Here is a 20,659-nt window from a genome sequence, read left to right as displayed (position 1 = left end):
GCCCGGCGCCGTCCTTTCCAATCCTGGAAGAAGTGCTGCCCATGAAAAGCCTGTGCGTCTACTGCGGCTCCAACAGCGGTGCCCATCCCGCCTACATCGAGGGCGCGATCGCGCTCGGCACGCGCATGGCGCGGGACGGCATCCGCCTGGTCTACGGCGGCGGCAACATCGGCCTGATGGGCACGATCGCCGACGCGGTGCTGGCTGCGGGCGGCGAGGTGGTGGGCGTGATCCCGAAGCACCTGGTCGACATGGAGGTCGCGCACCGCGGCCTCACCGAGCTCGAGGTCGTCGATTCGATGCACCAGCGCAAGTCGCGCATGTTCGACCTCGCCGACGCCTTCGTGGCGATGCCCGGCGGCTTCGGCACGCTCGAGGAAATCGTGGAGATGTTCACCTGGCGGCAGCTCGGCATCAGCGAGAAGCCCTGCGCCCTGCTCGACATCAACGGCTACTACCGGCCGCTGGTCGCGATGATGGACCGCATGGTCGAAGAGCGCTTCCTGCATCCCGGCCAGCGCGAAGACATGTGGACCGGCGACGACATCGACGCGATGTTCGAATGGATGCGCGGCTACCAGCCCGCACAGGCCTCGAAGTGGCTCGACGAGAAGCGAAGCCGCGAACTGCGCTGAGCGTGGACCCTCTCCCGCGGCCGCCCACTGGCCGCCCCCACTGGCCGCGCCCCCCTGGTCGCCGTCCAGCGTTCCTGCAGCGCCACTGCTCTTGTGGGAGCTGCTATAGCGGCGATCGCGCTGCCAGGGCTTTCGCCGCTATAGCGGCTTCCACAAAAGCCGGTCCTGCAACGGCCGGTTGAGCGACAGCCGGTCTGTCACGGGCCGCATCGCCGATAATCGAAACGGGCCGCAGTCCTGGCGGCGTTTCAAGGAGACGGCATGAGCATTCCCAGCACCTTCCGCGCCTTCCGCATCCACAGCGATGATGCCGGCTACCGCAGCGGCATCGAGCAGGTCGGCATCGAGCAGCTTGCGCCCGGCGAGGTCGTGCTGAAGACCGCGTTTTCATCGGTCAACTTCAAGGATGCGCTGGCCGGCACGGGCCAGGGCAAGATCCTGCGCCGCTTCCCGCTGGTCGGCGGCATCGACGTCGCCGGCCACGTGGTCGCCTCCACCGACCCCGCCATCCGCGAAGGCGACCAGGTGCTGGTCACCGGCTGCGGCCTGAGCGAGACCCGCGACGGTGGCTACTCCGAGTACGCGCGCGTGGAATCGAAGTGGGCGATCCCGCTACCGGCGGGCCTGTCGCTGCGTGAGTCGATGATCCTCGGTACGGCCGGCTTCACCGCGGCACTGGCGCTGCTGCGCATGGGCGAGAACCGGCAGAAGCCCGCGCTCGGCCCGCTGGCGGTCACCGGCGCCACCGGCGGCGTCGGTTCACTTGCGGTCGACATCTTTTCCAGCGCGGGCTACGAAGTGCACGCGATCAGCGGCAAGCCGGACCAGGCCGAATACCTGAAGGAGATCGGCGCCAGCGAGGTCCTCGGGCGCGACGCGCTCGCGACCACGCGGCCGATGGAGTCCGCCCGCTTCGGCGGCGGCCTCGACAACGTCGGCGGCGCCATGCTCACCAGCCTGCTCGCGCAGACCGCGCCCTACGGCAACGTCGCAAGCGCAGGCCTGGCCGCAAGCCACGAGCTGTCGGCCACGGTCATGCCCTTCATCATCCGCGGCGTCTCGCTCCTGGGCGTCGCTTCCGCCGGCACGGCGCGCGACATCCGCGACGAGGTCTGGCGCCGCCTGGCCTGCGACTGGAAGCCGCGCCACCTCGAGCGGATCTGCACTCGCGAAGTCGCGCTCGACGGGCTGCCGGGAGTATTCGAGGGCATGCTTACCGGCGGTTCCCGCGGGCGGACGCTGGTCACGCTCTGAAGACGCGGGCCGCGCGGCGGCCCCTGCTTGCAGGCCCGCCGCCGCGGGCTACAATCGCGGGAACTGAACGGGGAACACCATGGCGCGCATCCTGATCGTCGACGACTCGCCGTCACAGCTGATGGGCATCCGCCGCATCGTCGAAAGCCTCGGCCACGAGGCGCTGACCGCGGAAGACGGCGCCGCCGGCGTGGAAGCCGCCAAGCGCGAACTGCCCGACCTGATCCTGATGGACGTCGTGATGCCGAACCTCAACGGCTTCCAGGCCACGCGCTCGATCACCCGCGACCCGACCACGAAGCACATCCCGGTAATCCTGGTGACCACCAAGGACCAGGAGACCGACAAGGTCTGGGGCATGCGCCAGGGCGCGCGCGCCTATCTCACCAAGCCCTTCAGCGACACCGAGCTGTCGGCGACGATCATCAAGGCGATCGCGACCGAACCGACGCCGCCCGCCGCAGCCTGAGCCCGCGCGCCGGATCCCCGGCTCTGCCGCTGGACGCCGGCTCGCGCCGGGGCCGCACTCCGCCACGCGGGCGCTACTCGCGCTTCCATTCCCCCGAGAACGCCTCGCGCAGGGCCTCGTAGGCCGCCTGCTGCGCATCGTCCCGCGGAACCGGGGCCTGCACCTCCAGCTCCACGATCTGGTCGCCATCGGCCTGCCCGCCCGTTCCCGGCAGGCCGCGGCCCCGAAGGCGCAGCCGGCGCCCGGCCTCGGAGCCGGCCGGCACCTTGAGCTCGACCAGCCCGCCCAGCGTCGGCACGCTGACGGCCGCGCCCAGCGCCGCTTCCCAGGGCGCGACCTGCAGGGCGTAAATGATGTTGCGGCCGTCGACCTCGAAACGGGCGTGGGTGGCGTACTCGACCTCGAGCAGCAGGTTGCTGCCCTGGCCGCCCTGCCCGGCCAGGCGGATCACCTGCCCCGGCCGGATCCCGCGCGGCACCTTGACCTCGAGCGTGCGGCCGTTGACCGCGATGCGCATCGCGCCGCCGCCGTACACGGTTTCCAGCGGCACGGCCAGGCGAGCGCGGGTATCGCCGCGCGGCGGGTTGCCGAAGCCCGGCCCGCCCCGCTGCTGCTGCGCCTGGCGGCGGAACAGACTCTCGAAGAAGTCACTGAAGCCATCGTTGCCGCCACCGCCGAAGACGTCCTCGTAGTCGACGTCCGGGCCGCCGCCGCCGTTGCCGCGGAAGCCGCCCGGCGGCGGATGGATCTCGTCGCCCGGCCGGTAGCCACGCCCGCGCAGCTGATCGTAGGCCTTGCGGCGTTCGGGGTCGCGCAGCGCCTCGTAGGCCTCGTTGACGGCCTTGAACTTGTCCTCGGCCCCGGCCTCCTTGCTGACGTCGGGGTGGTACTTGCGCGCCAGCCGACGGTAGGCGGTCTTGATCTCGGCCTCGCCGGCGCTGGCCTCGACGCCGAGCACGGCGTAGTAATCCTTGAACTGCATGCGATCTCCACGTGCGCGACCTTCGTGCCGGCCGCGGCAGGGTAGCAATATCGGGGCGACCGGCCGTGACACAAGCCCGTGCCGCCGCGGCGTGGCACCATGGTGCGAGCGGCGGCGATTCCCCGCCACCCGCGCGAACACGGAGCCCTCCCCATGACCATCCAGACCGGCGACGCCATCCCCGAGGTCACGCTGAAGCACATCGACGACGGCGTGCAGACCATCGACACGCCCACCCTGTTCGCGCACAAGAACGTGGTGCTGTTCGCGGTGCCGGGCGCGTTCACGCCGACCTGCTCGGAGCGCCACCTGCCGGGCTTCGTCGAACGCTTCGACGAATTTCGCGAGCGCGGGATCGAAGTTGCGTGCATGGCCGTCAACGATCCCTTCGTGATGCAGGCCTGGGGCGAGAGCCAGGGCGTTCCGGCGGGCCTGCGCATGCTGTCCGACGGCAACGGCGACTTCGCCCGCGCGCTCGGCCTCGAAATGGATGGCACCGCCTTCGGCATGGGCATGCGCAGCAAGCGCTTCGCGCTCTACGCCGAGGACGGCGTGGTCAAGCAGCTGTTCGTCGAGGCCCCGGGCGAGTTCAAGGTGTCGTCCGCGGAGCACGTGCTCGGCGCGATCTGAGGCCTCAGCCGCCGACGTCGAAGGCCAGGCTGGCCCAGGCGCCGCCTTCGGCCAGCGCGGTCAGCTGCTGGCGGCCGGGTTCGCCGAATTCGCGCCACAGCAGCTGGCGGCCGCGGGTCTCACCGACCCAGCGGCCGTTGAGCAGCCACTGCACGTCGCCGTCGATGCCCACCGCGCGCAGGGCAAGCCGCGGCGGCTTGGCCGAGCCGGGGGCACGCAGCAGCAGCGCGCCATCGTTGACACCCTCGATGCGCATCGCCACCGCCTGGCCGCGGCCATCGTCGCTGCAGCCTGGCGCCAGTGGCGGCAAGCGCGAGGCCTCGCGTTCCGCAGCGCCAAGCCACGGCGACGCCAGCGCCGGCCAGCGCGCGACGTGGCGCGTGCGTCGCTCGTGCGTCCCGGCACAACCGGCGGTAAGCCGGCGGCCACTGGCGGCATCCACTTCGATCCGCTCGAGCACCGGTGCCCAGCTGCGCGCGTCGCGCTCGGGCAGCGTGGGCGGCACGGCGCCATCAAGCACCCAGGCCTGCATCCGCCGATGGCACGCGCCTTCGGGCTGGGCCTCCGCCGCAGTGCCAAGCGGCCAGCACGTCTCGCGCCCGGTGACGTTGGCCGGCGGCGGCATGCGCGCGCCGTCGCCAGGCCGCTGCGGCAGGCTGTCCACCACCTCGAACAGCAGGGGCAGCGCGGTCACGGCGCCGTACTGGCCCGGTAGCGGCGTGCCGTCGGGACGCCCGACCCAGACGCCCACCGTATACCGGCGCGTGGTGCCCAGCGCCCAGGCATCGCGATAGCCGTAGCTGGTCCCGGTTTTCCAGGCCACCCGCGGACGCCGGCCGGTGTCGAAGGTGTCGGCGCGCTCGCCCGGACGCGGGTTGGCGGCGAGGATTTCGTGCACGATCCAGGCCGCGCCCGGCGACAGCAGGCGGCGCTCGACCAGCGGCTCGCCTGCGGCGTAACGCACGCGCCCGGCGATCCCGCCGCGCGAAAGCGCGGCCTGCGCGCCGACCAGGTCCTCCAGCCGCGCGCCGGTTCCGCCGAGGATCAGCGTGAGGTTCGGCTGCGCACCGCGAGGGAAGCGCAGGCCGATCCCGGCGTGGTCCAGCCGCGCGGCGAAGCGCGCCGGCCCGACGCGGTCGAGCATGTCCACCGCCGGCACGTTGAGCGACAGGCGCAGGGCATCGGCCACCGACACCGGCCCGTTGAATGCGGCATCGAAATTGCCCGGTCGATAGCCGCCGAACGACTGCGGCGCGTCGACCAGCAGGCTCTGCGAATGCACCAGGCCGTCATCGATCGCCATGCCGTAGACAAAGGGCTTGAGCGTGGAGCCCGGCGAGCGCCACGCGCGCACCATGTCGACGTGACCCAGGCGCGCGGCGTCGCCGAACGCGGCCGTGCCGAGGTAGGCGCGCGCTTGCATGGTGTCGTTTTCGACCACCAGCAGCGCCGCCGAGGTGCGTTCCGGGAGCTGGCCGACGTAGTTTCCAAGGCGCTCCTCCAGCGTGCGCTGCAGGGCGGCGTCGATGGTCGACTCGATGCGATCGGCGTGCGGATCGCGCGAACGCAGGCGCTGGGCCAACAGCGCCGCGGACAGCGGCGGCTGCAGGGCGCGCGCGACCACCGGTTCGACCTTCGCGTCATCGACTTCGGCGCGGCCCCAGCGTCCACTGGTGGCCATTCGTTCAAGCACCTTGTCGCGGGCGCGACGTGCCGCCTCGGGCTCCCGGTCGGGACGCAGGCGCGTGGGCGCCTGCGGCAGCACCGCCAGCAGCGCCGCTTCGGCGTGCGACAGCCGCGCAGCGGGCTTGCCGAGGTAGGCCCAGCTCGCCGCCTCTACGCCCTCGATGGTGCCGCCGAAGGGCGCGCGCTCCAGGTACAGGCTGAGGATCTGGTCCTTCGAAAGGTGCGCCTCGAGCTGGATCGCACGCAGCATCTGCCGCGTCTTGCCCGGCAGCGTGCGCCGATGCGGCTCGAGGATACGCGCCACCTGCATGGTCAGCGTGGAGCCACCGGACACGATGCGGCCGCTGCCCGCGGCCTGCCAGGCGGCGCGCAGCAGGGCCACCGGATTCACGCCTGGATGGCGGCGGAACCAGCGATCCTCGTAGGTGAGCAGCGCATCGACGTACAGCGGCGAGACGGTGGCTTCGGACGCCGGGTAGCGCCACACGCCGTCGGCGTCTGCGAAGGCGCGCAGCGGCGTGCCATCGCGCGCGGTGACCAGGGTGGCATGGTCACGTGCCTCGGGCAGCGGCGGCGGGAACGAGAAGTCGAGCGCCAGCAGCGACAACAGCAACGCCACCGTGCCCCAGCGCAGTACCGCCAACAATCGGACCCTCGCGCCGACGGGCCTCGGCGATGGCACCCCGTTCACTGGTCGGATCCTCGTGCGCTATGCCGCGCCCTGCGCCGCTGCGTTCGCACCTGCAGCCGCAGCCCCGGCATCGCGGCATGCCGCAGGGGTCCCGCTCACGGCTGCACCACGCTCATCCGCGCCGGCTGCGCGCGGCCCACGCCGCGCAGCTCCGGCCGGTACATGTCCTCGACCAGCGGCGGCGGCACGGTGTACTCGCCCGGCGTGACCGCGCGCACCAGGTAGAACACGTCCGCGCTGCGCCCGGCATCGAGCTTGATGGCGGCCACGTAGCGGTCGTCGCGGAACTCCTCGTGCAGCAGCTCGGCGGCGCTGCCGCGTTCGTCCAGGCGGATGCCGCCGACCACCACGTCGGCCCACGCCGACGCGTCGCCCAGGTTCATGTTCTCGACCTCGAGGCCCGCCGGCAGCAGATCGGTGACCAGGGCGTCCGGCATGTCGCGATCGGCGGTGACGGTGACGCGCACCACCAGCGCCTCGCCCTCGCGCAGCGCGCGCGGCGTCCATGCCTTGCCATCGGTGGTGTACCACCGGCGCTCGACGCGCAGCACGCTGTCGTCGGGCTCCGGGGCGGCGCGGGGAATGCCGGCGACATCCATGCTCGCGTACAGCGGCGCTTCGCCTTCGGGTACCAGGCGCACGCCCGCGGCCAGGGCCTGGTGGTCGTAGCTCCGCGAGAAGCGGCGCATCGGTTCCAGCGCCTCCTCCACGCCGGCCTCGACCAGGGTGCCGGAGAACGTGCGTCCGGGCGTGCCCGCCAGCGCGCGGCCAAGCCGCGCCAGTGCCGACTGCTCCTGGGTGCTCAAATGGAACCAGCGCGCCTTGCGGCGGGCATCGAGCTCAAGCCCGAGCGTGCGCAGGCCGGCGCTGCGCTTCGCGGTGGCCAGGTCGTGCTCGCGCACCAGGGCCTGCATCAGCGCGGCGTCGCGCAGTGGCGTGCCGTAGTCGCCCAGCCATCCGGGCCGGTCGCCCTTCCAGGCGAAGGCGGCATCCAGCGCCTTGCCACCACGGGCGGCGTCGCCCTGCAGCGACAGTGCAAGCCCCAGATGCGCCAGCGGCATGGCGCTGCGCGCCGCGTCGCGGTCACCGTCGTACAGCGCGCGGAGCGTCCCCAGCGGCGCGCGGTTCACGCGTGCGAGCACATAGCCGGCGTGTGCCTTGTAGGCCAGACGCAGATGGTCGCGGTTGTCGCGGCCGTAGAACTGCTGGCCGTCGGAGAGCAGGTCTTCAGACATGCGCGACAGCGCCTTCTGCAGCATCGCGTCGGGCACCTGGAAGCCCTCGTCGCGCGCATCCAGCAGGAACTCGGCGATGTACGGCGTCAACATCGGCTCGGTGCCGCCGCTGCCGCCCCACATCGCGAAGTGCCCCGAACTGGACTGCAGCGCGGCCAGTCGTCCCAGCGCGCCCTCCATTCGCCGCAGGCGGTCGTCGCCGGGAAGCGGCGACATGCCGTAGGCCCTGGCGGTGGGCGCATCCAGCATCAGCGCCGCATAGCCCTTGCTGGCAGTCTGTTCCGCGCAGCCGTAGGGATAGCGCAGCACGCCCTCGAGCGCCGCGGCAAATGCGATCGGCGGCGTGGCGCCGAGGGCCAGGCGTGCGTTCACCGATGAAGGCAGCATGCCCTCGGCCAGCGCGGCATCAAGCAGCACCGGCGCCAATGGATCGAGCACCAGGCTGCGCGAACGCAGCACCTGCGGCCAGGGCGCTCGCACCGGCAGGTCGTAGCTGCGGTCGACCGCCACGCCCGGTCCGTCGACCCGCACGCGGACCTTGCCGACCCCATGCCCGTCCAACGCACGCAGCGGGAACGACAGGGTCGAGCGTCCGTCGGCGGCAAGCTTCGCGTTGCGCACGCCTTCATCCACGTCCAGGGGCCCGACGCCCTCCACGCGCACGCGGAAGTCGCCGGGTTTGCCGGTGAAGTTGGCCAGGTCCAGCGTCACCGTGCCGCGGTCACCGGGCGCCATCACCCGCGGCATGCCGGCTTCCGCGACCAGCGGTGCGCGCACCAGCAGCTCCGCATCACGGTTGCCGTATGCCTCGTCGCTGAACACCAGCGCCGACACGCGCAGGCTGCCATTGAAGTCCGGCAGCCTGAACTCGACGATCGCATTGCCCTTGCCGTCGAGCGTCACCGGTCCCGAAAACAGGTCAACGGTCTGCACGCGCGCGGTTGGCCGGCGCGCCTGCGGCAGCGCCTCCAGGCCCTGGTCGCCGCCGAAGCGCAGGCGCGCGGTGCCGCCCTCCAGGCTTTCGATTACGCGCCCGTAGATGTCGTAGGCGTCCACGCCCAGCCTGCGCTGGGTGAAGAAGTGGCGGTTGGCGTCCGGCACCGGATAGCGGGTGATGTTGAGGATGCCGACATCGACCGCGGAGACCGTCGCATGCGCGGCCTTGCCGGCCAGCGCGGGCACCGCGAGCGTCACGCGCAGGGTGTCATCGGGCTTCGCCTGCTTCGGCAAGGACAGGCCCACCGCCACGCGCCGGTCGCCACGCTCCATCGGCACGTGGGCCACGCCGACCGCGCGGGCCGGCGTCACCTTGCTTGCCGCGCTGCCGCCACGGAACACCAGAGCGGTCACATAGACATCGTGGCGCTCCCAGTCGGCGGTCACCGGGATGCTGTACTTGCTTCCGGCCTTGGCGTCGATCGCCTGCACGTACAGCAGGCTGTCGCTTTCCACCAGCAGCAGGCCCTTGCCGGCATGCGGCGGCGTGACCGTGACCTCCATGGTGTCGCCGGCGCGATATCCGGTGCGGTCCAGCGCCAGCTTGACCTTGTCGGGCCGCGCATCCAGGCCGCGATTGTCGTCGTTCCAGCTCCAGCCGGCGTTGAAGAGATAGCGCGTGACCAGCCCCGTCTCCGGGTCGCGGATCTCGACGCGGTAGCCGCCCCACTCCACCGGCAGATCGACGCGGACGGCGGATTGCCCGGCATCGATGGCCCGCGTTTCCACCACCTCGAAGCGGCTGGTGTGGCTGTAGTCCCAGCCAGCGTCGTCGTCGAAATTCCAGTGATAGTCACGATGCTCGCGCACCAGCTTCAGTTCGAGTCCGGCGAGCGGGCGCGGCGTGCCCTCCGCGTCGACGCGGAGGATCTCGAAGCCGGCCCGCGCGTTGGCATCGCTGCCGTCCTCGTCGTCGAACAGCGGGCGCACGCCGACCAGGGCGTCGGCCGGCCAGAGCACGCGCTGCAGGCTGCGGTTGACCGTGCGACCGCCGCTCTCGTACAGGCTGCCGGCCAGCACAACCGACACCGGCGTGTCACCGCGCACCTCGGCGGGCAGCGGCAGCGCCTGCGTGAGCTTGCCTGCATCATCGAGCGTGGCATCGATCACGTCGCGCGCCTCGCGCGGCAGCGACACGGTGGGGTCGCCGAAGAAGTATCCGGGCAGCGACTCCACCGGGTGCTGTTCCACCACGACCGCGAGGCGTGCCGTGAAGCGGTTGCCCGCGGCCGGCGCACCGTACAGATAGGCACCGGCGGCCTCCAGCCGCAACGCGTCACCCTTGGCCAGGCGCGCCTGCGCGCTGTCGAGCTCGAGCTTCATGCGTTCGGGCAGGAATTCCTCGATCCGCAGCGCCATGCCCTGCACCGCGTCCTTCTCCGCGGGGTCGGTGCGGAACTCGACCTGCCAGCGCCCGGTGGGCGCCTCGACGGGGATCTCCCGCTCGAAGCGGTAGTAGCCCTGCGCACCGGCGTCCAGCCGCGACTCCACGAAGGTCTTGCCGTCGGGCTGCTTCAGGCGCGCGAACAGCGGCTGCGCCTTGCCATCGGCCGCAGCGGGCACCGGCTTGCCGTCGGCGTCGCGCAACAGGGCCGAGACGCGCACGGTTTCGCCCGGGCGGTACAGGTCACGGCCCGACCATGCGAAGACCTCGAACCAGGCCTGCCTGCGGCCGGCCACCGCGAACTCGGAAAGATCCAGCGCGGGCTGGTTGAAAGGCAGCAGCGAGACATCGTTGCCGCGCGTTGCCACCAGGACCTGGGCGGCATCGAGCTTGTGCTTCAGCACGGCGTTGCCGTTGCCGTCGGTCTCGGCCTTGAACACGGTTTCGCCGTTGCCGTCGAGCACGCGCAGCTCAACGCCACCCAGCGCGCCGCCGCCCTGCAGCGAAGCGGTGTGCACGAACAGCTGGTCGGCGTACGCGCGCACGTGCAGGCCGATGTCACTCACGGTGAAGAAGGCGGTGTCGTACATGCCCTCGAAGCTGCCGGCGCGCTTCATGGTGGCGAAGTAGAGGCCGGGCTGCTGCAGCTCGGTGATGTCCTGCAGCGGCAGGTAGGTGACCGCGCGCTCATTGCGCTCGCCGCCCAGCACGAAGCGATTGACGTACACCGGCTCCGCCATCCGCGCCACGCTGCGATCACCGTTGTAGCGGTTGTCCAGTTCCCAGCCGCTGCGCCGGCCACCACGCTGGTACTCGGAGAAGAAGCGCGCCAGCTCGGAGTCGCGCACGCGCAGGAACTCGACGTCGACTTCCTCCACGTTCACCGACACCACGGGCAGACCGCGCGATTCGCGCGCGGGCAGGACGCTGCCCTGGGAGGCGAAGCCGGCCGCGGGGTCCAGCTCCCCGGTATGGACCTTCTGCTCGATGTCGCGGCCAAGCGTGCTGCCGTCGGCGGCGGTGAGCGCGGCAGAGATGCGCAGCGTGTAGTCGCGATCGGCCTGGACGAAGGGGAAGCGCAGCACGCGGCCTTCTTCGTCCAGGCTCCAGCCGCTGTCTGCGGCCACGGGTTCGGCGAAGGTCAGCAGCGTGTCGAAGTCCTGGGTGCCGACCAGCGGCTGCGAGAACTCGACCGCCAGCGCGAGCGATCCTTCGGCCTGGTCCGGCCAGGCCCGTACCAGCCCGAAGCCCTGCACCTCCGCGCGCTCGGCGACGATGGCCTCGCCGCTGGGCGCGGGAAGCTGGCCGCCTTCATTGCGCGTGCAGCCCACGGCCAGCAGCGCCAGCAGCACCATGGCCGCGACGCAAAGCCGCAGCTCGATCGAACGGTTGCTTCCCTTCATTGCCGGTCCATCCTCAGGAGTCACCGGCAGTATAGAAGCGCCGGCAGTCCCGACGGCAACGCATCAGGGCGCGAAACGGGGTTCCGCCGTCGCCGTATCAGCCGGCGTCGCTGGTGTCGTCACCGCCTTCTTCGGACACAACCGGGGATTCAACGCTCCCGACTGCATCGACGCCAACGCCTGCATCAGGATCGACTTCGATATCGCCGTCGCCATCTACGATCGAGCCATCCACGCGCTCGATCGCCTGCAGGCGCTCGCCCTCGCCCAGCCGGATCAGGGTCACGCCCTGGGTGTTGCGGCTGACCACCGAGATCTCCGCGGCGCGGGTGCGGACCAGGGTGCCGCCGTCGGAGATCAGCAGCACCTCGTCGTCGCGGCTGAGCAGCACCGCTGCCACCAGGGCGCCGTTGCGCTCGGTGGTCTGGATGCCGATCACGCCCTGGGTGCCACGGCCCTTGCGCGGGTATTCCGCCAGGCGCGTGCGCTTGCCGTAGCCGTTGGCGGTGGCGGTGAGGATGTAGGCATCCGGCTCGCCCTCGCGCTCGCCCTCGCGCTCGCCCTCGACCTCGCCCTCGACGCCCTCGGCGGCCACGTCCTCGTCGTCGAGCTCGATCACGCTGTCAGCGGGATCGGCCACGATCAGGCCGACCACGCATTCGCCCCCGGCCAGGCGGATGCCGCGCACGCCGGTGGCGGTGCGGCCCATGGCGCGCACCGCGGACTCGTCGAAGCGCACGGCCTTGCCGTTGCTGGCGAACAGCATGATGTCGCGGCTGCCGTCGGTCAGCTCGGCCCCGACCAGGGCATCGCCATCCTCGAGGTTGATCGCGATCTTGCCGCGCTGCAGGCGGTAGGCGAACTCGGTGAGCGGGGTCTTCTTGACCGTGCCGCGGCGCGTGGCGAAGAACACGTACTGGTCCTCGCGGTACTCGCGCACCGGCTGCACGGCCTGCACCTTCTCGCCCTCTTCCAGCGGCATCCAGTTGACCAGCGGGCGGCCGCGCGCGTTGGCGCCGGCCTCGGGCAGCTGGTGCACGGGCAGCCAGAACACGCGCCCACTGCTGGTAAAGGCCAGCAGCGTGTCATGGGTATTGACCAGCCAGAGCTGCGCGATGAAGTCCTCGTCCTTCGTGGCCGCGGCGTTGCGGCCGCGGCCGCCGCGCTTCTGCGCGCGATAGGCGCTGACCGGCTGGCGCTTGGCGTAGCCGGCCTGGGACACGGTGACCACCACGTCCTCGGGTTCGATCAGGTCGAGGATGTCGAGGTCTTCCTCGCTGGCGCGGATCTCGCTGCGGCGCGGGTCGCCGTACTCTTCCTTGACGTTGCGCAGCTCGGTGCGGATCACTTCCAGCAACACTTCCGGATCTTCCAGGATCTCGATCAGGGCGCGGATGGCTTCGAGCAGCTGGCGGTATTCCTCGGTGAGCTTTTCCTGCTCCAGCCCGGTCAGGCGGTGCAGGCGCATCTCGAGGATCTGCTGCGCCTGGACGTCGGTCAGCTGGTAGCCGCCCTCGAGCAGGCCGACGCCGCCGGGCAGGTCTTCGGGGCGCGACGCCTCGGCGCCGGCCGCGGCCAGCAGGCTGCCGACAAGGCCCGGCTGCCACAGGCGCGCGAGCATGCGTTCCTTCGCCTCCTGCGGATTGTCCGAGGTCTTGATCAGCTCGATCATCTCGTCGATGTTGGCGAGCGCGACAGTCAGGCCTTCGAGGATATGGGCGCGGCTGCGCGCCTTGCGCAGCTCGAAGATCGTCCGGCGCGTGACCACTTCGCGGCGGTGGCGCAGGAAGGCTTCGAGGAACTCCTTGAGGTTCAGCAGACGCGGGCGGCCATCGACCAGCGCCACCATGTTGATGCCGAACACCGACTCCATCTGGGTCTGCTGGTACAGGTTGTTCAGCACCACGTCGGCGGAGTCGCTGCGCTTGATCTCGATGTAGACGCGCATGCCGTCCTTGTCGGACTCGTCGCGCAGCTCGCTGATGCCCTCGAGCTTCTTCTCCTTCACCAGCTCGGCGATCTTCTCGATCATCCGCGCCTTGTTCACCTGGTAGGGAAGCTCGGTGACGATGATCGATTCGCGGCCGTTGTCGGCGATCTCGATATCCGCCTTCGCGCGCATGCGAACGCGGCCGCGGCCGGTGCGGTAACCCAGGTGGATGCCGCCGACGCCGTTGATGATGCCGCCGGTGGGGAAGTCCGGACCGGGGATATATTCCATCAGGCCATCGATGTCGATGTCCGGATCGGCGATGAGCGCGATCAGCGCATCGATCACCTCGCCCAGGTTGTGCGGCGGGATGTTGGTGGCCATGCCGACCGCGATGCCGGCCGAGCCGTTGACCAGCAGGTTCGGGAACCGGGTCGGCATGACCGTCGGTTCGTGTTCCTTCTCGTCGTAGTTGGGCTGGAAATCGACGGTGTCCTTGTCGATGTCGGCCATCAGCTCGTGCGCCATGCGCGACATGCGCGCCTCGGTGTAGCGCATCGCCGCGGCGGGGTCGCCGTCGACGGAACCGAAGTTGCCCTGCCCGTCGACCAGCATGTAGCGCAGCGAGAACGGCTGCGCCATGCGCACCAGGGTGTCGTATACCGACTGGTCGCCGTGCGGATGGTATTTACCGATCACGTCACCGACGATTCGCGCCGACTTGTAGTAGGGCTTGTTGCTGTGCGCGCCGAGCTCGTGCATCGCGAACAGCACGCGGCGGTGCACCGGCTTGAGCCCGTCGCGGACGTCGGGGAGCGCGCGGCCCACGATCACGCTCATGGCGTAATCGAGATAGCTGCGACGCATCTCGTCCTCGAGATTGATCGGGATGATTTCCTTGGCGAGCTCAGCCATTGCGACCCTTCAGAATGGTTCGGAAGACTGCCTCCAAACGCTGCGCCGGAGTCCGCGCGCATGTCTCGGCAGAACCTCGGGATTCTATCACACCGGACCGTTCCCTGCCCGGCCGATATCGCAGAAAATCAATGGCTTGCGAGGATATCGGGCATGGTTTGCGAACGTACCGGACACGTCCGCCATCGCCGACGCTTTTGTAGGAGCAGCTAAAGCTGCGATAGCGCAAAGACAGGGAAAAGCCTTTCAGCCACGGATTTACACGGATCAGGCGAATCACGCGGATTACGCCGAGGCCATGCCTACAGTCCGCTCCGATCCGGCTAGTCTTTCAGAGTGGCTTGTGGCAACAAGCTTGCCCCGGCCTGATCCGCCTGATCCGCGTAAATCCGTGGCCAAAGATGCTCTTGGCTTTTTTGCCTGGGTGCGGTCGCAGCTATAGCTGCTCCTACACATGGGGTGTCGCGGAGGGGAGACGAAGACGGCTTGTGGGAGCCGCGCGCTCAGTTCCCGAAGAGCGCGCGCATCGATGCTTCGTCCGGGCGCTCGACGATGCCCTTCTCGGTCACGATGGCGTCGATGAGCGCGGCCGGCGTGACGTCGAACACCGGGTTCCATGCCTGCACGCCCTCGGCGACGGTGCGGCTGCCGCCCGCGCCAAGCAGTTCGCCGGGGTCGCGCTCTTCGATGTCGATCAGATCGCCCGACGCGGTGGCCATGTCGACCGTCGATGACGGCGCCACCACCATGAACTTCACCCCGTGGTGGCGCGCGGAAATCGCCAACTGGTAGGTGCCGATCTTGTTGGCGACATCGCCGTTGGCACAGATGCGGTCTGCGCCGACCACCACCCACTGCACCTTGCCGCCAAGCATCAGGTGCGAAGCTGCGGCGTCGGCAATCAGGGTGGCGTCGATGCCGTCCTGCTGCAGCTCCCACACCGTCAGCCGCGCACCCTGGTTCCATGGCCTGGTCTCGCCCGCGAACACACGCCCGACGCGACCCTGGGCAACGCCGGCGCGGATCACGCCCAGCGCGGTGCCGAAGCCGGCGGTGGCCAGCGAGCCGGTGTTGCAATGGGTGAGCACGCCGCTGCCGGCTTGGATGAGCGAGGCGCCCAGGACGCCCATCGCACGGTTGGCCGCCAGGTCTTCGGTCTCGATGGCGCGTGCCTCGGCCTCCAGCGCGGCGCCCCAGTCGCTGCCCTCGCCGGCCTGCGCGCGAAACAGCGCGGCGCGCATGCGCCCCAGCGCCCAGGCCAGGTTGACCGCCGTGGGCCGCGCCGCGTTGAGCCGTTGCAGCGCGGGTTCGAGCCGCTCGGCCGCCTGCGCGGCATCATCGGCTTCGATGTCGCGCGAAGCGAGCACCGCGCCCCAGGCCGCGGCGATGCCGATCGCGGGCGCACCGCGCACCGCAAGCGCATGGATCGCCGCGGCCACCGCGCCGCTGTCGGCGCAGGTGACGTATTCGGTGGTGAAGGGAAGCTTGCGCTGGTCCAGCAGTTCCAGCGCGTCGCCGGTCCAGCGGATCGGGCGGATGCGGTCGTAGCGGGCGTAGTCGATGGTGTCGGTCATGCACCGGATTCTACCGGCGGCCACTTGGATATCCGCAGCCGGCGCAGCCTGTGCATTGTTGCCGCGAAGCGCCATCCGCGAACCCTGACAGTTGTCACTATCCCCAAGCCGCCCCTGTCGAGAACAATGCGGTCATGCAAGCGCAGCGCAAAACCCTGTCCCTGGCGTCGCTGGCACTGCGCCTGGCCGTACTCATGGCCGTTGTCCTGACCTGCTGGCGCACCGGAGTGACGGTACTCCCCGGCAGCGCGCCGGAATCACGCATCGCGCTCGGCGCCGGCCTCTCCTGCGCGGTACTGATCACCGTGCTGCTGCTGGCGCGCTTCGACCGCCTGCCGCGCGCAGTTCTGGGCCATCACGGAGCGGCGGCCAACGCCCGCGCGTTCCTGCTTGGTGTGGCCCTCTGGCTGGTGCCCGCCCTGATCGGCATCGGCCTGTGCGTGGCACTGGGTTGGGCCACCGTGTCGCTGCGCGCATCGCCCGGGGAGTGCCTGGGCACGCTCGCACTGGTGGGCCTGGCGGTATTTCTGGTGGAAGCCTTCCCCGAGGAACTCGCCATGCGCGGCTACGTGCAGGGCATGCTCGGGACCCGGTTCCCGCCATGGGTGGCCCTGCTGCTGCAGGCCGCCCTGTTCCTCGGCTTCGCCTGGGCGCTGGGCGCGATGTCGACGCCGTCGCAACAGATGCTGCTTCCCGGGTTCGCGCTGATCCTTGGCTATGCCCGTGCTGTCGGCGGCAGCGTCTGGGTCCCGATGGGCGTGCATGCGGCCTGGATGACCACGACGCAGGCCATGTCCCCGGGCTACGGGCTCGTCGTGGTCGAAGGCCTCCAAGCCCTGCAGTTCATCGCCTTTGCACTGCTGCCCTCGGCCGCGATCGGCAGCGTGCTCGCGATCCGTGCGCCCGGCTTTTCCTGGACCCGCCGAGCGCAGCGCTGACCAGCGCGGCCGATGGCCGGATCAAGCCCCGGCGAAATCGAAGGCGAGGACGTCGGCAATCGCGCCGCTGCCGAGCATGGCCATCAACAGCCGGTCGATGCCCAAGGCCACGCCCGAACACTCGGGCAAGCCGGCGCCAAGTGCATCAAGAAGGGCTTCGTCAACCGGAGGCAGCGCCGCACCGCGCAGCGAGCGAACGGCGCGATCACGCTCGAAGCGTGCGCGCTGCTCTGCGGCATCGGTCAGCTCATGGTAGCCGTTGGCCAGTTCGAGCGGGCCGAGATAGAGTTCGAAGCGCTCGGCGACGTCGACGTCGTCGCGGCGCACGACCTTCGCCAGCGCGCACTGCGAGGCGGGATAGTCATGCATCGCCAGCAGCTGCCCCGGCGGGAACGCCGGCTGGATGCGGTGGGTCATCAGCAGGTCGAGCCAGTCGTCGCGGGTCAGGCCTTCCGGATCGACCTGGCCCGGGAACGCGGCCTGCAGCCGGTCGATGGGCGCGGTCAACGGATCAAGGTCGAGCGCCTCCTGGTAGACCTCGCGGAACGAGGCCTTGCGCAGGGTCGCGTCGCGTCCGACCAGGGCGAGTGCGGCGCGCACGATCTCCGCGGTTTCGTCGATCAGCGGGTCCAGCGCCCAACCCACGCGGTACCACTCGAGCATGGTGAACTCGGGATTGTGGCGGCCGCCGGCCTCGCCGTCGCGGAACACGCGGCCAAGTTCGTAGCAGTCGCCGATGCCCTCGGCGAGCAGGCGTTTCATCGGATATTCGGCCGAGGTGCGCAGCCAGCGCGTGCGCGGCGCGCCCCCGGTGCGGCCGCTGAACGCGACGGTGAACGAGTCGATGTTGGGATCGGTATTGCCGGCACGCGACATCACCGGCGTTTCGACTTCGAGCACGCCGCGGGCGTCGAAGAAGTCGCGCACCAGGCGATTGAGCCGCGCGCGCAGGCGCAGTGCCTCGTGGCTCATGCGCCCCCTCCGGCGATTGCGAGGCTGAGGATGTCGCGGTCGTCGTCGCGGAAGCCGTGGCGAAGATAGAGCGCCTTCGCGCGCGGGTTGTGGCGGTTCACCTCCAGCCGCGCGACCTCGGCGCCCTGCCCGCGCGCCCAGTCGCAGGCCGCCGCCAGCAGCGCGCCACCAAGGCCGCGACCGCGGGCAGCCGGCTCCAGGTACAGCTCGTCGACCAGCACGTGGCGACCGCCCTGCTCGATGCTGAAGCACCAGCCCAGCACGAGGTAGCCCACGCGATCGCCCCCGACCTCGGCGAACAGCGCAGCGCCGAGCGAGGCATCGGCCACCAACTGTTCGAGTCCACGACGCACGCGCGGCTCGTCGAGCGGGATCCGGTCCTCGGCATAGAAACAGCGCAGCATGCCAAGCAGCGCCGGCAGTTCGTCGCGTCCGACCGGGCGCAGTGCCAGCGTCCCCGCGGCCGTTTCGCTCACGAATGTTCTCCCAGGAACGCCAACAGCCGCGCCTCGTCCCAGACTTCGATGCCGAGCTCGGTGGCCTTGGCCAGCTTGGAGCCCGCCTCGGCGCCGGCGACCAGGAAACCGGTCTTCTTCGAAACGCTGCCCGAGACCTTGGCGCCGAGCGCCTCCAGCTTCGCCTTGGCTTCGTCGCGACCCATGGCGTCGAGCGTGCCAGTGATCACCACCGTCACGCCGTCGAGCGGACCGGCGCTCGCCGCATCGCTTTCGGGCAGCGCCGCCAGCAGCTCGGCCTGCATCGCCGCGGCGACGAGCAGCGTGCGCGCGTTGGCCGCGTCGGACAGCCACTCCGCCACTGCGTACGCGGTCTCGTCGGGCAGCCCGGCGATCACGAAATTGTGCCGCTCCTGGTCGAGCAGCGTCGCGGCATCCGTAAAACTGTCGGCCAGCTGCTTCGCGCGCAGCGGCGTCAGCTTTGGAACGCCGAGATCGGCAAGCAGCGTGGCGAGCACCAGCCCTTCGCGCAGCTTCGGCGAAGGCGGGTGTGCGTCGGTGATGCGCACGCCGGCGTCCAGCAGCGCATCGATCACCGCCTGGTTGCCGGGCTGGTCGAGGAAGTGCCCAAGCGCGCGCGCGACCTCGTCGCCGATGTCGGGCACGCGCTTGAACAGCGGCCAGGGCGTGCGCCGGATGCGGTCGAGATCACCAAACCATGCGGCCAGCGCCTTGGCCGTGCTCTCGCCCACGTTCTCGATGCCGAGCGCGAACAGGAGGCGCTCCAGCGTGGTTTCGCGGCTGCGGTCGATCGCGGCCACCAGGTTCTCCGCCCACTTGGTCGCGACCTTGCCCGATTTAACCGTCTCCGGCGTGGTGCCGTCGCGTTCGTCGGCACGGCGCTTCATTTCGACGAAGTCGTCCACGCCCAGGCGATAGAGGTCGGCGACGCTCTTCGCGCAGTCGAAGTCCACCAGCGCCTGGATCAGCCGCTCGCCAAGGCCTTCGATGTCCATCGCGCGTCGCGAGGCGAAGTGGAACAGGCCCTGCACGCGCTGCGTCGGGCACACCAGTTCGCCGCTGCAGCGGGCGACCACCTCGCCCTCTTCGCGCACGATCTCCGAGCCGCACACCGGGCAGTTCACCGGCATGCGCCAGGCCGTGGTCCCTTCCGGTCGGCGCTCCGGGATCACCCGCAGCACTTCGGGGATCACGTCGCCGGCGCGGCGCACGATCACCGAATCGCCCACGCGCACGTCCAGGCGCGCGACCTGGTCGGCGTTGTGCAGGGTGGCGCGGGTGACGGTCACGCCGCCCACGTGTACCGGCTGCATCAGCACCCACGGCGTCACCGCGCCGGTGCGGCCGACGTTGACCTCGATCGCCTCGACGATCGTGGCCTCCTCCTGCGCCGGGAACTTGTGTGCGATCGCCCAGCGCGGGGCGCGCGAGACGAAGCCGAGGTCGGCCTGCAGCTCGTGGCTGTCGAGCTTGTAGACCACGCCGTCGATGTCGTACGGCAGGTCGTCGCGAGCGTCGCCGATGCGGCGGTAGTAATCGAGCACGCCGTCCAGGCCGGTCGCGCATTCGACCAGCGGCGACACCGGCAGGCCGAGGGCCCGGAGCCAGGCCAGCACGCCGGAATGGGTGGCCGGGACGCGCACGCCCGCGACCTCGCCGAGCGAATAGGCGAAGAACGCCAGCGGGCGCCTCGCGGTGATCGAGGGATCGAGCTGGCGCAGCGAGCCGGCGGCGCCGTTGCGCGGATTGGCCAGCGGCTTGGCGCCGTGCGCGAGCGCCCGGTCGTTGTAGGCCTTGAAGCCGGCGCGCGGCATGTAGACCTCGCCGCGCACTTCCAGCACTTCGGGAACGCCGGGGCTGATGGTGGCGGCACCGGCTTCGCCCGTATCAGGGCCGCCCGCATCCCGCAGCCGCAGCGGGATCGCCTTCACCGTGCGCAGGTTGGCGGTGACGTCCTCGCCGGTGGCGCCGTCGCCGCGGGTGGCGCCGCGCACGAACAGGCCATCCTCGTAGCGCAGGCTGATCGCGAGACCGTCGAACTTCGGCTCGACCGAAAATGCCGGCGCGTCCTCCCCGGTCTCGCGCACGATGCGGGCGACGAACTCGGCGACCTCGTCGTCGCTGAAGGCGTTGCCCAGCGACAGCATCGGCACCGCGTGCCGCACCTCGGCGAATTTGCCCGACGGCAGCCCGCCCACGCGCAGCGTCGGCGAATCGGGGGTCTGCAGCGACGGGTCGGCGGCCTCCAGCGCGGCCAGCTCGAGCATGAGGCGGTCGTACTCGGCGTCCGGAAGTGCCGGGTCGTCGAGTACGTGGTAGCGGTGGTTGGCGTCGTCGATCAGGCGGCGCAGTTCAGCGGCGCGCTGCTGGGCAGTTTCGGGCATGGCCGGATTGTCCCCCGGAAGCTGTGGGAGCCGCTACTGGAGGAGCCGCTGACGTGGGAGCCGCCATGGCGGCGATCGCGGCTATAGCCGCTCCCACAATGCGGG

General features: G+C 70.4%; 13 protein-coding genes. 5 read left to right on the top strand and 8 right to left on the bottom strand.

Annotated features, from left to right (window positions below; genetic code table 11):
- Positions 1 to 41 precede the first annotated feature (41 nt).
- From ACW7G5_RS08910 to pilH, 3 genes are all read left to right on the top strand, one after another.
- Positions 42 to 635: an LOG family protein gene (locus tag ACW7G5_RS08910; RefSeq protein ID WP_457003707.1), complete on the top strand. Its 594-nt coding sequence runs from the start codon at positions 42 to 44 to the stop codon at positions 633 to 635.
- A 261-nt stretch (positions 636 to 896) separates the two neighbouring features.
- On the top strand, positions 897 to 1,889 hold the full coding sequence (locus tag ACW7G5_RS08905; RefSeq protein WP_457003706.1) for a YhdH/YhfP family quinone oxidoreductase: 993 nt from the start codon (positions 897 to 899) through the stop codon (positions 1,887 to 1,889).
- A 79-nt stretch (positions 1,890 to 1,968) separates the two neighbouring features.
- On the top strand, positions 1,969 to 2,358 hold the full coding sequence (gene pilH, locus ACW7G5_RS08900) for a twitching motility response regulator PilH (protein WP_457003704.1): 390 nt from the start codon (positions 1,969 to 1,971) through the stop codon (positions 2,356 to 2,358).
- Between the two features lie 73 nt (positions 2,359 to 2,431).
- Here pilH and ACW7G5_RS08895 read toward each other — a convergent pair whose 3' ends face one another.
- Positions 2,432 to 3,340: a DnaJ C-terminal domain-containing protein gene (locus tag ACW7G5_RS08895; protein ID WP_457003703.1), complete on the bottom strand. Its 909-nt coding sequence runs from the start codon at positions 3,338 to 3,340 to the stop codon at positions 2,432 to 2,434.
- Between the two features lie 153 nt (positions 3,341 to 3,493).
- Between ACW7G5_RS08895 and ACW7G5_RS08890 the strand changes: the two genes are divergently transcribed.
- Complete coding sequence (locus ACW7G5_RS08890; RefSeq protein WP_457003701.1) at positions 3,494 to 3,970, top strand: redoxin family protein; 477 nt, start codon at positions 3,494 to 3,496, stop codon at positions 3,968 to 3,970.
- Between the two features lie 4 nt (positions 3,971 to 3,974).
- Here ACW7G5_RS08890 and pbpC read toward each other — a convergent pair whose 3' ends face one another.
- The 4 genes from pbpC to mtnA all read right to left on the bottom strand — a co-directional run bounded on the left by pbpC (position 3,975) and on the right by mtnA (position 15,784).
- A complete protein-coding gene (pbpC, locus tag ACW7G5_RS08885; protein ID WP_457003699.1) occupies positions 3,975 to 6,347 on the bottom strand; it encodes a penicillin-binding protein 1C in 2,373 nt (790 codons plus the stop codon).
- Between the two features lie 95 nt (positions 6,348 to 6,442).
- Positions 6,443 to 11,365, bottom strand: a complete 4,923-nt coding sequence (locus ACW7G5_RS08880) for an alpha-2-macroglobulin family protein (RefSeq protein ID WP_457003698.1) — start codon at positions 11,363 to 11,365, stop codon at positions 6,443 to 6,445.
- Positions 11,366 to 11,462: 97 nt separating this feature from the next.
- Positions 11,463 to 14,210, bottom strand: a complete 2,748-nt coding sequence (gene gyrA / locus ACW7G5_RS08875; protein ID WP_457003696.1) for a DNA gyrase subunit A — start codon at positions 14,208 to 14,210, stop codon at positions 11,463 to 11,465.
- 503 nt (positions 14,211 to 14,713) lie between these two features.
- Entirely contained in the window at positions 14,714 to 15,784 is a 1,071-nt protein-coding gene (gene mtnA, locus ACW7G5_RS08870) for an S-methyl-5-thioribose-1-phosphate isomerase (protein WP_457003695.1), read from the bottom strand.
- Between the two features lie 134 nt (positions 15,785 to 15,918).
- On the opposite strand from mtnA, the gene ACW7G5_RS08865 reads away from it, so the two are divergent.
- On the top strand, positions 15,919 to 16,722 hold the full coding sequence (locus tag ACW7G5_RS08865) for a CPBP family intramembrane glutamic endopeptidase (RefSeq protein WP_457003693.1): 804 nt from the start codon (positions 15,919 to 15,921) through the stop codon (positions 16,720 to 16,722).
- Between the two features lie 21 nt (positions 16,723 to 16,743).
- Here ACW7G5_RS08865 and epmA read toward each other — a convergent pair whose 3' ends face one another.
- From epmA to ligA, 3 genes are read right to left on the bottom strand one after another with little or no spacing between them, the layout of a single operon-like run.
- On the bottom strand, positions 16,744 to 17,694 hold the full coding sequence (epmA, locus tag ACW7G5_RS08860; protein WP_457003691.1) for an EF-P lysine aminoacylase EpmA: 951 nt from the start codon (positions 17,692 to 17,694) through the stop codon (positions 16,744 to 16,746).
- Entirely contained in the window at positions 17,691 to 18,170 is a 480-nt protein-coding gene (locus ACW7G5_RS08855) for an N-acetyltransferase family protein (protein WP_457003690.1), read from the bottom strand. Before ACW7G5_RS08855 ends, epmA begins: the two co-directional genes overlap by 4 nt.
- On the bottom strand, positions 18,167 to 20,554 hold the full coding sequence (ligA, locus tag ACW7G5_RS08850; protein WP_457003689.1) for an NAD-dependent DNA ligase LigA: 2,388 nt from the start codon (positions 20,552 to 20,554) through the stop codon (positions 18,167 to 18,169). The genes ACW7G5_RS08855 and ligA overlap by 4 nt, the downstream gene beginning before the upstream one ends.
- Positions 20,555 to 20,659: the final 105 nt, after the last annotated feature.

The organism is Luteimonas sp. A501 (assembly GCF_054052085.1).
This window is presented reverse-complemented; position numbering and strand designations above follow the sequence as displayed.

Coding starts and splice junctions, on each gene's coding strand:
- ACW7G5_RS08910 (WP_457003707.1), top strand. CDS start 42: ATGAAAAGCCTGTGCGTCTACTGCGGCTCCAACAGCGGTGCCCATCCC.
- ACW7G5_RS08905 (WP_457003706.1), top strand. CDS start 897: ATGAGCATTCCCAGCACCTTCCGCGCCTTCCGCATCCACAGCGATGAT.
- pilH (WP_457003704.1), top strand. CDS start 1,969: ATGGCGCGCATCCTGATCGTCGACGACTCGCCGTCACAGCTGATGGGC.
- ACW7G5_RS08895 (WP_457003703.1), bottom strand. CDS start 3,340: ATGCAGTTCAAGGATTACTACGCCGTGCTCGGCGTCGAGGCCAGCGCC.
- ACW7G5_RS08890 (WP_457003701.1), top strand. CDS start 3,494: ATGACCATCCAGACCGGCGACGCCATCCCCGAGGTCACGCTGAAGCAC.
- ACW7G5_RS08880 (WP_457003698.1), bottom strand. CDS start 11,365: ATGAAGGGAAGCAACCGTTCGATCGAGCTGCGGCTTTGCGTCGCGGCC.
- gyrA (WP_457003696.1), bottom strand. CDS start 14,210: ATGGCTGAGCTCGCCAAGGAAATCATCCCGATCAATCTCGAGGACGAG.
- mtnA (WP_457003695.1), bottom strand. CDS start 15,784: ATGACCGACACCATCGACTACGCCCGCTACGACCGCATCCGCCCGATC.
- ACW7G5_RS08865 (WP_457003693.1), top strand. CDS start 15,919: ATGCAAGCGCAGCGCAAAACCCTGTCCCTGGCGTCGCTGGCACTGCGC.
- epmA (WP_457003691.1), bottom strand. CDS start 17,694: ATGAGCCACGAGGCACTGCGCCTGCGCGCGCGGCTCAATCGCCTGGTG.
- ligA (WP_457003689.1), bottom strand. CDS start 20,554: ATGCCCGAAACTGCCCAGCAGCGCGCCGCTGAACTGCGCCGCCTGATC.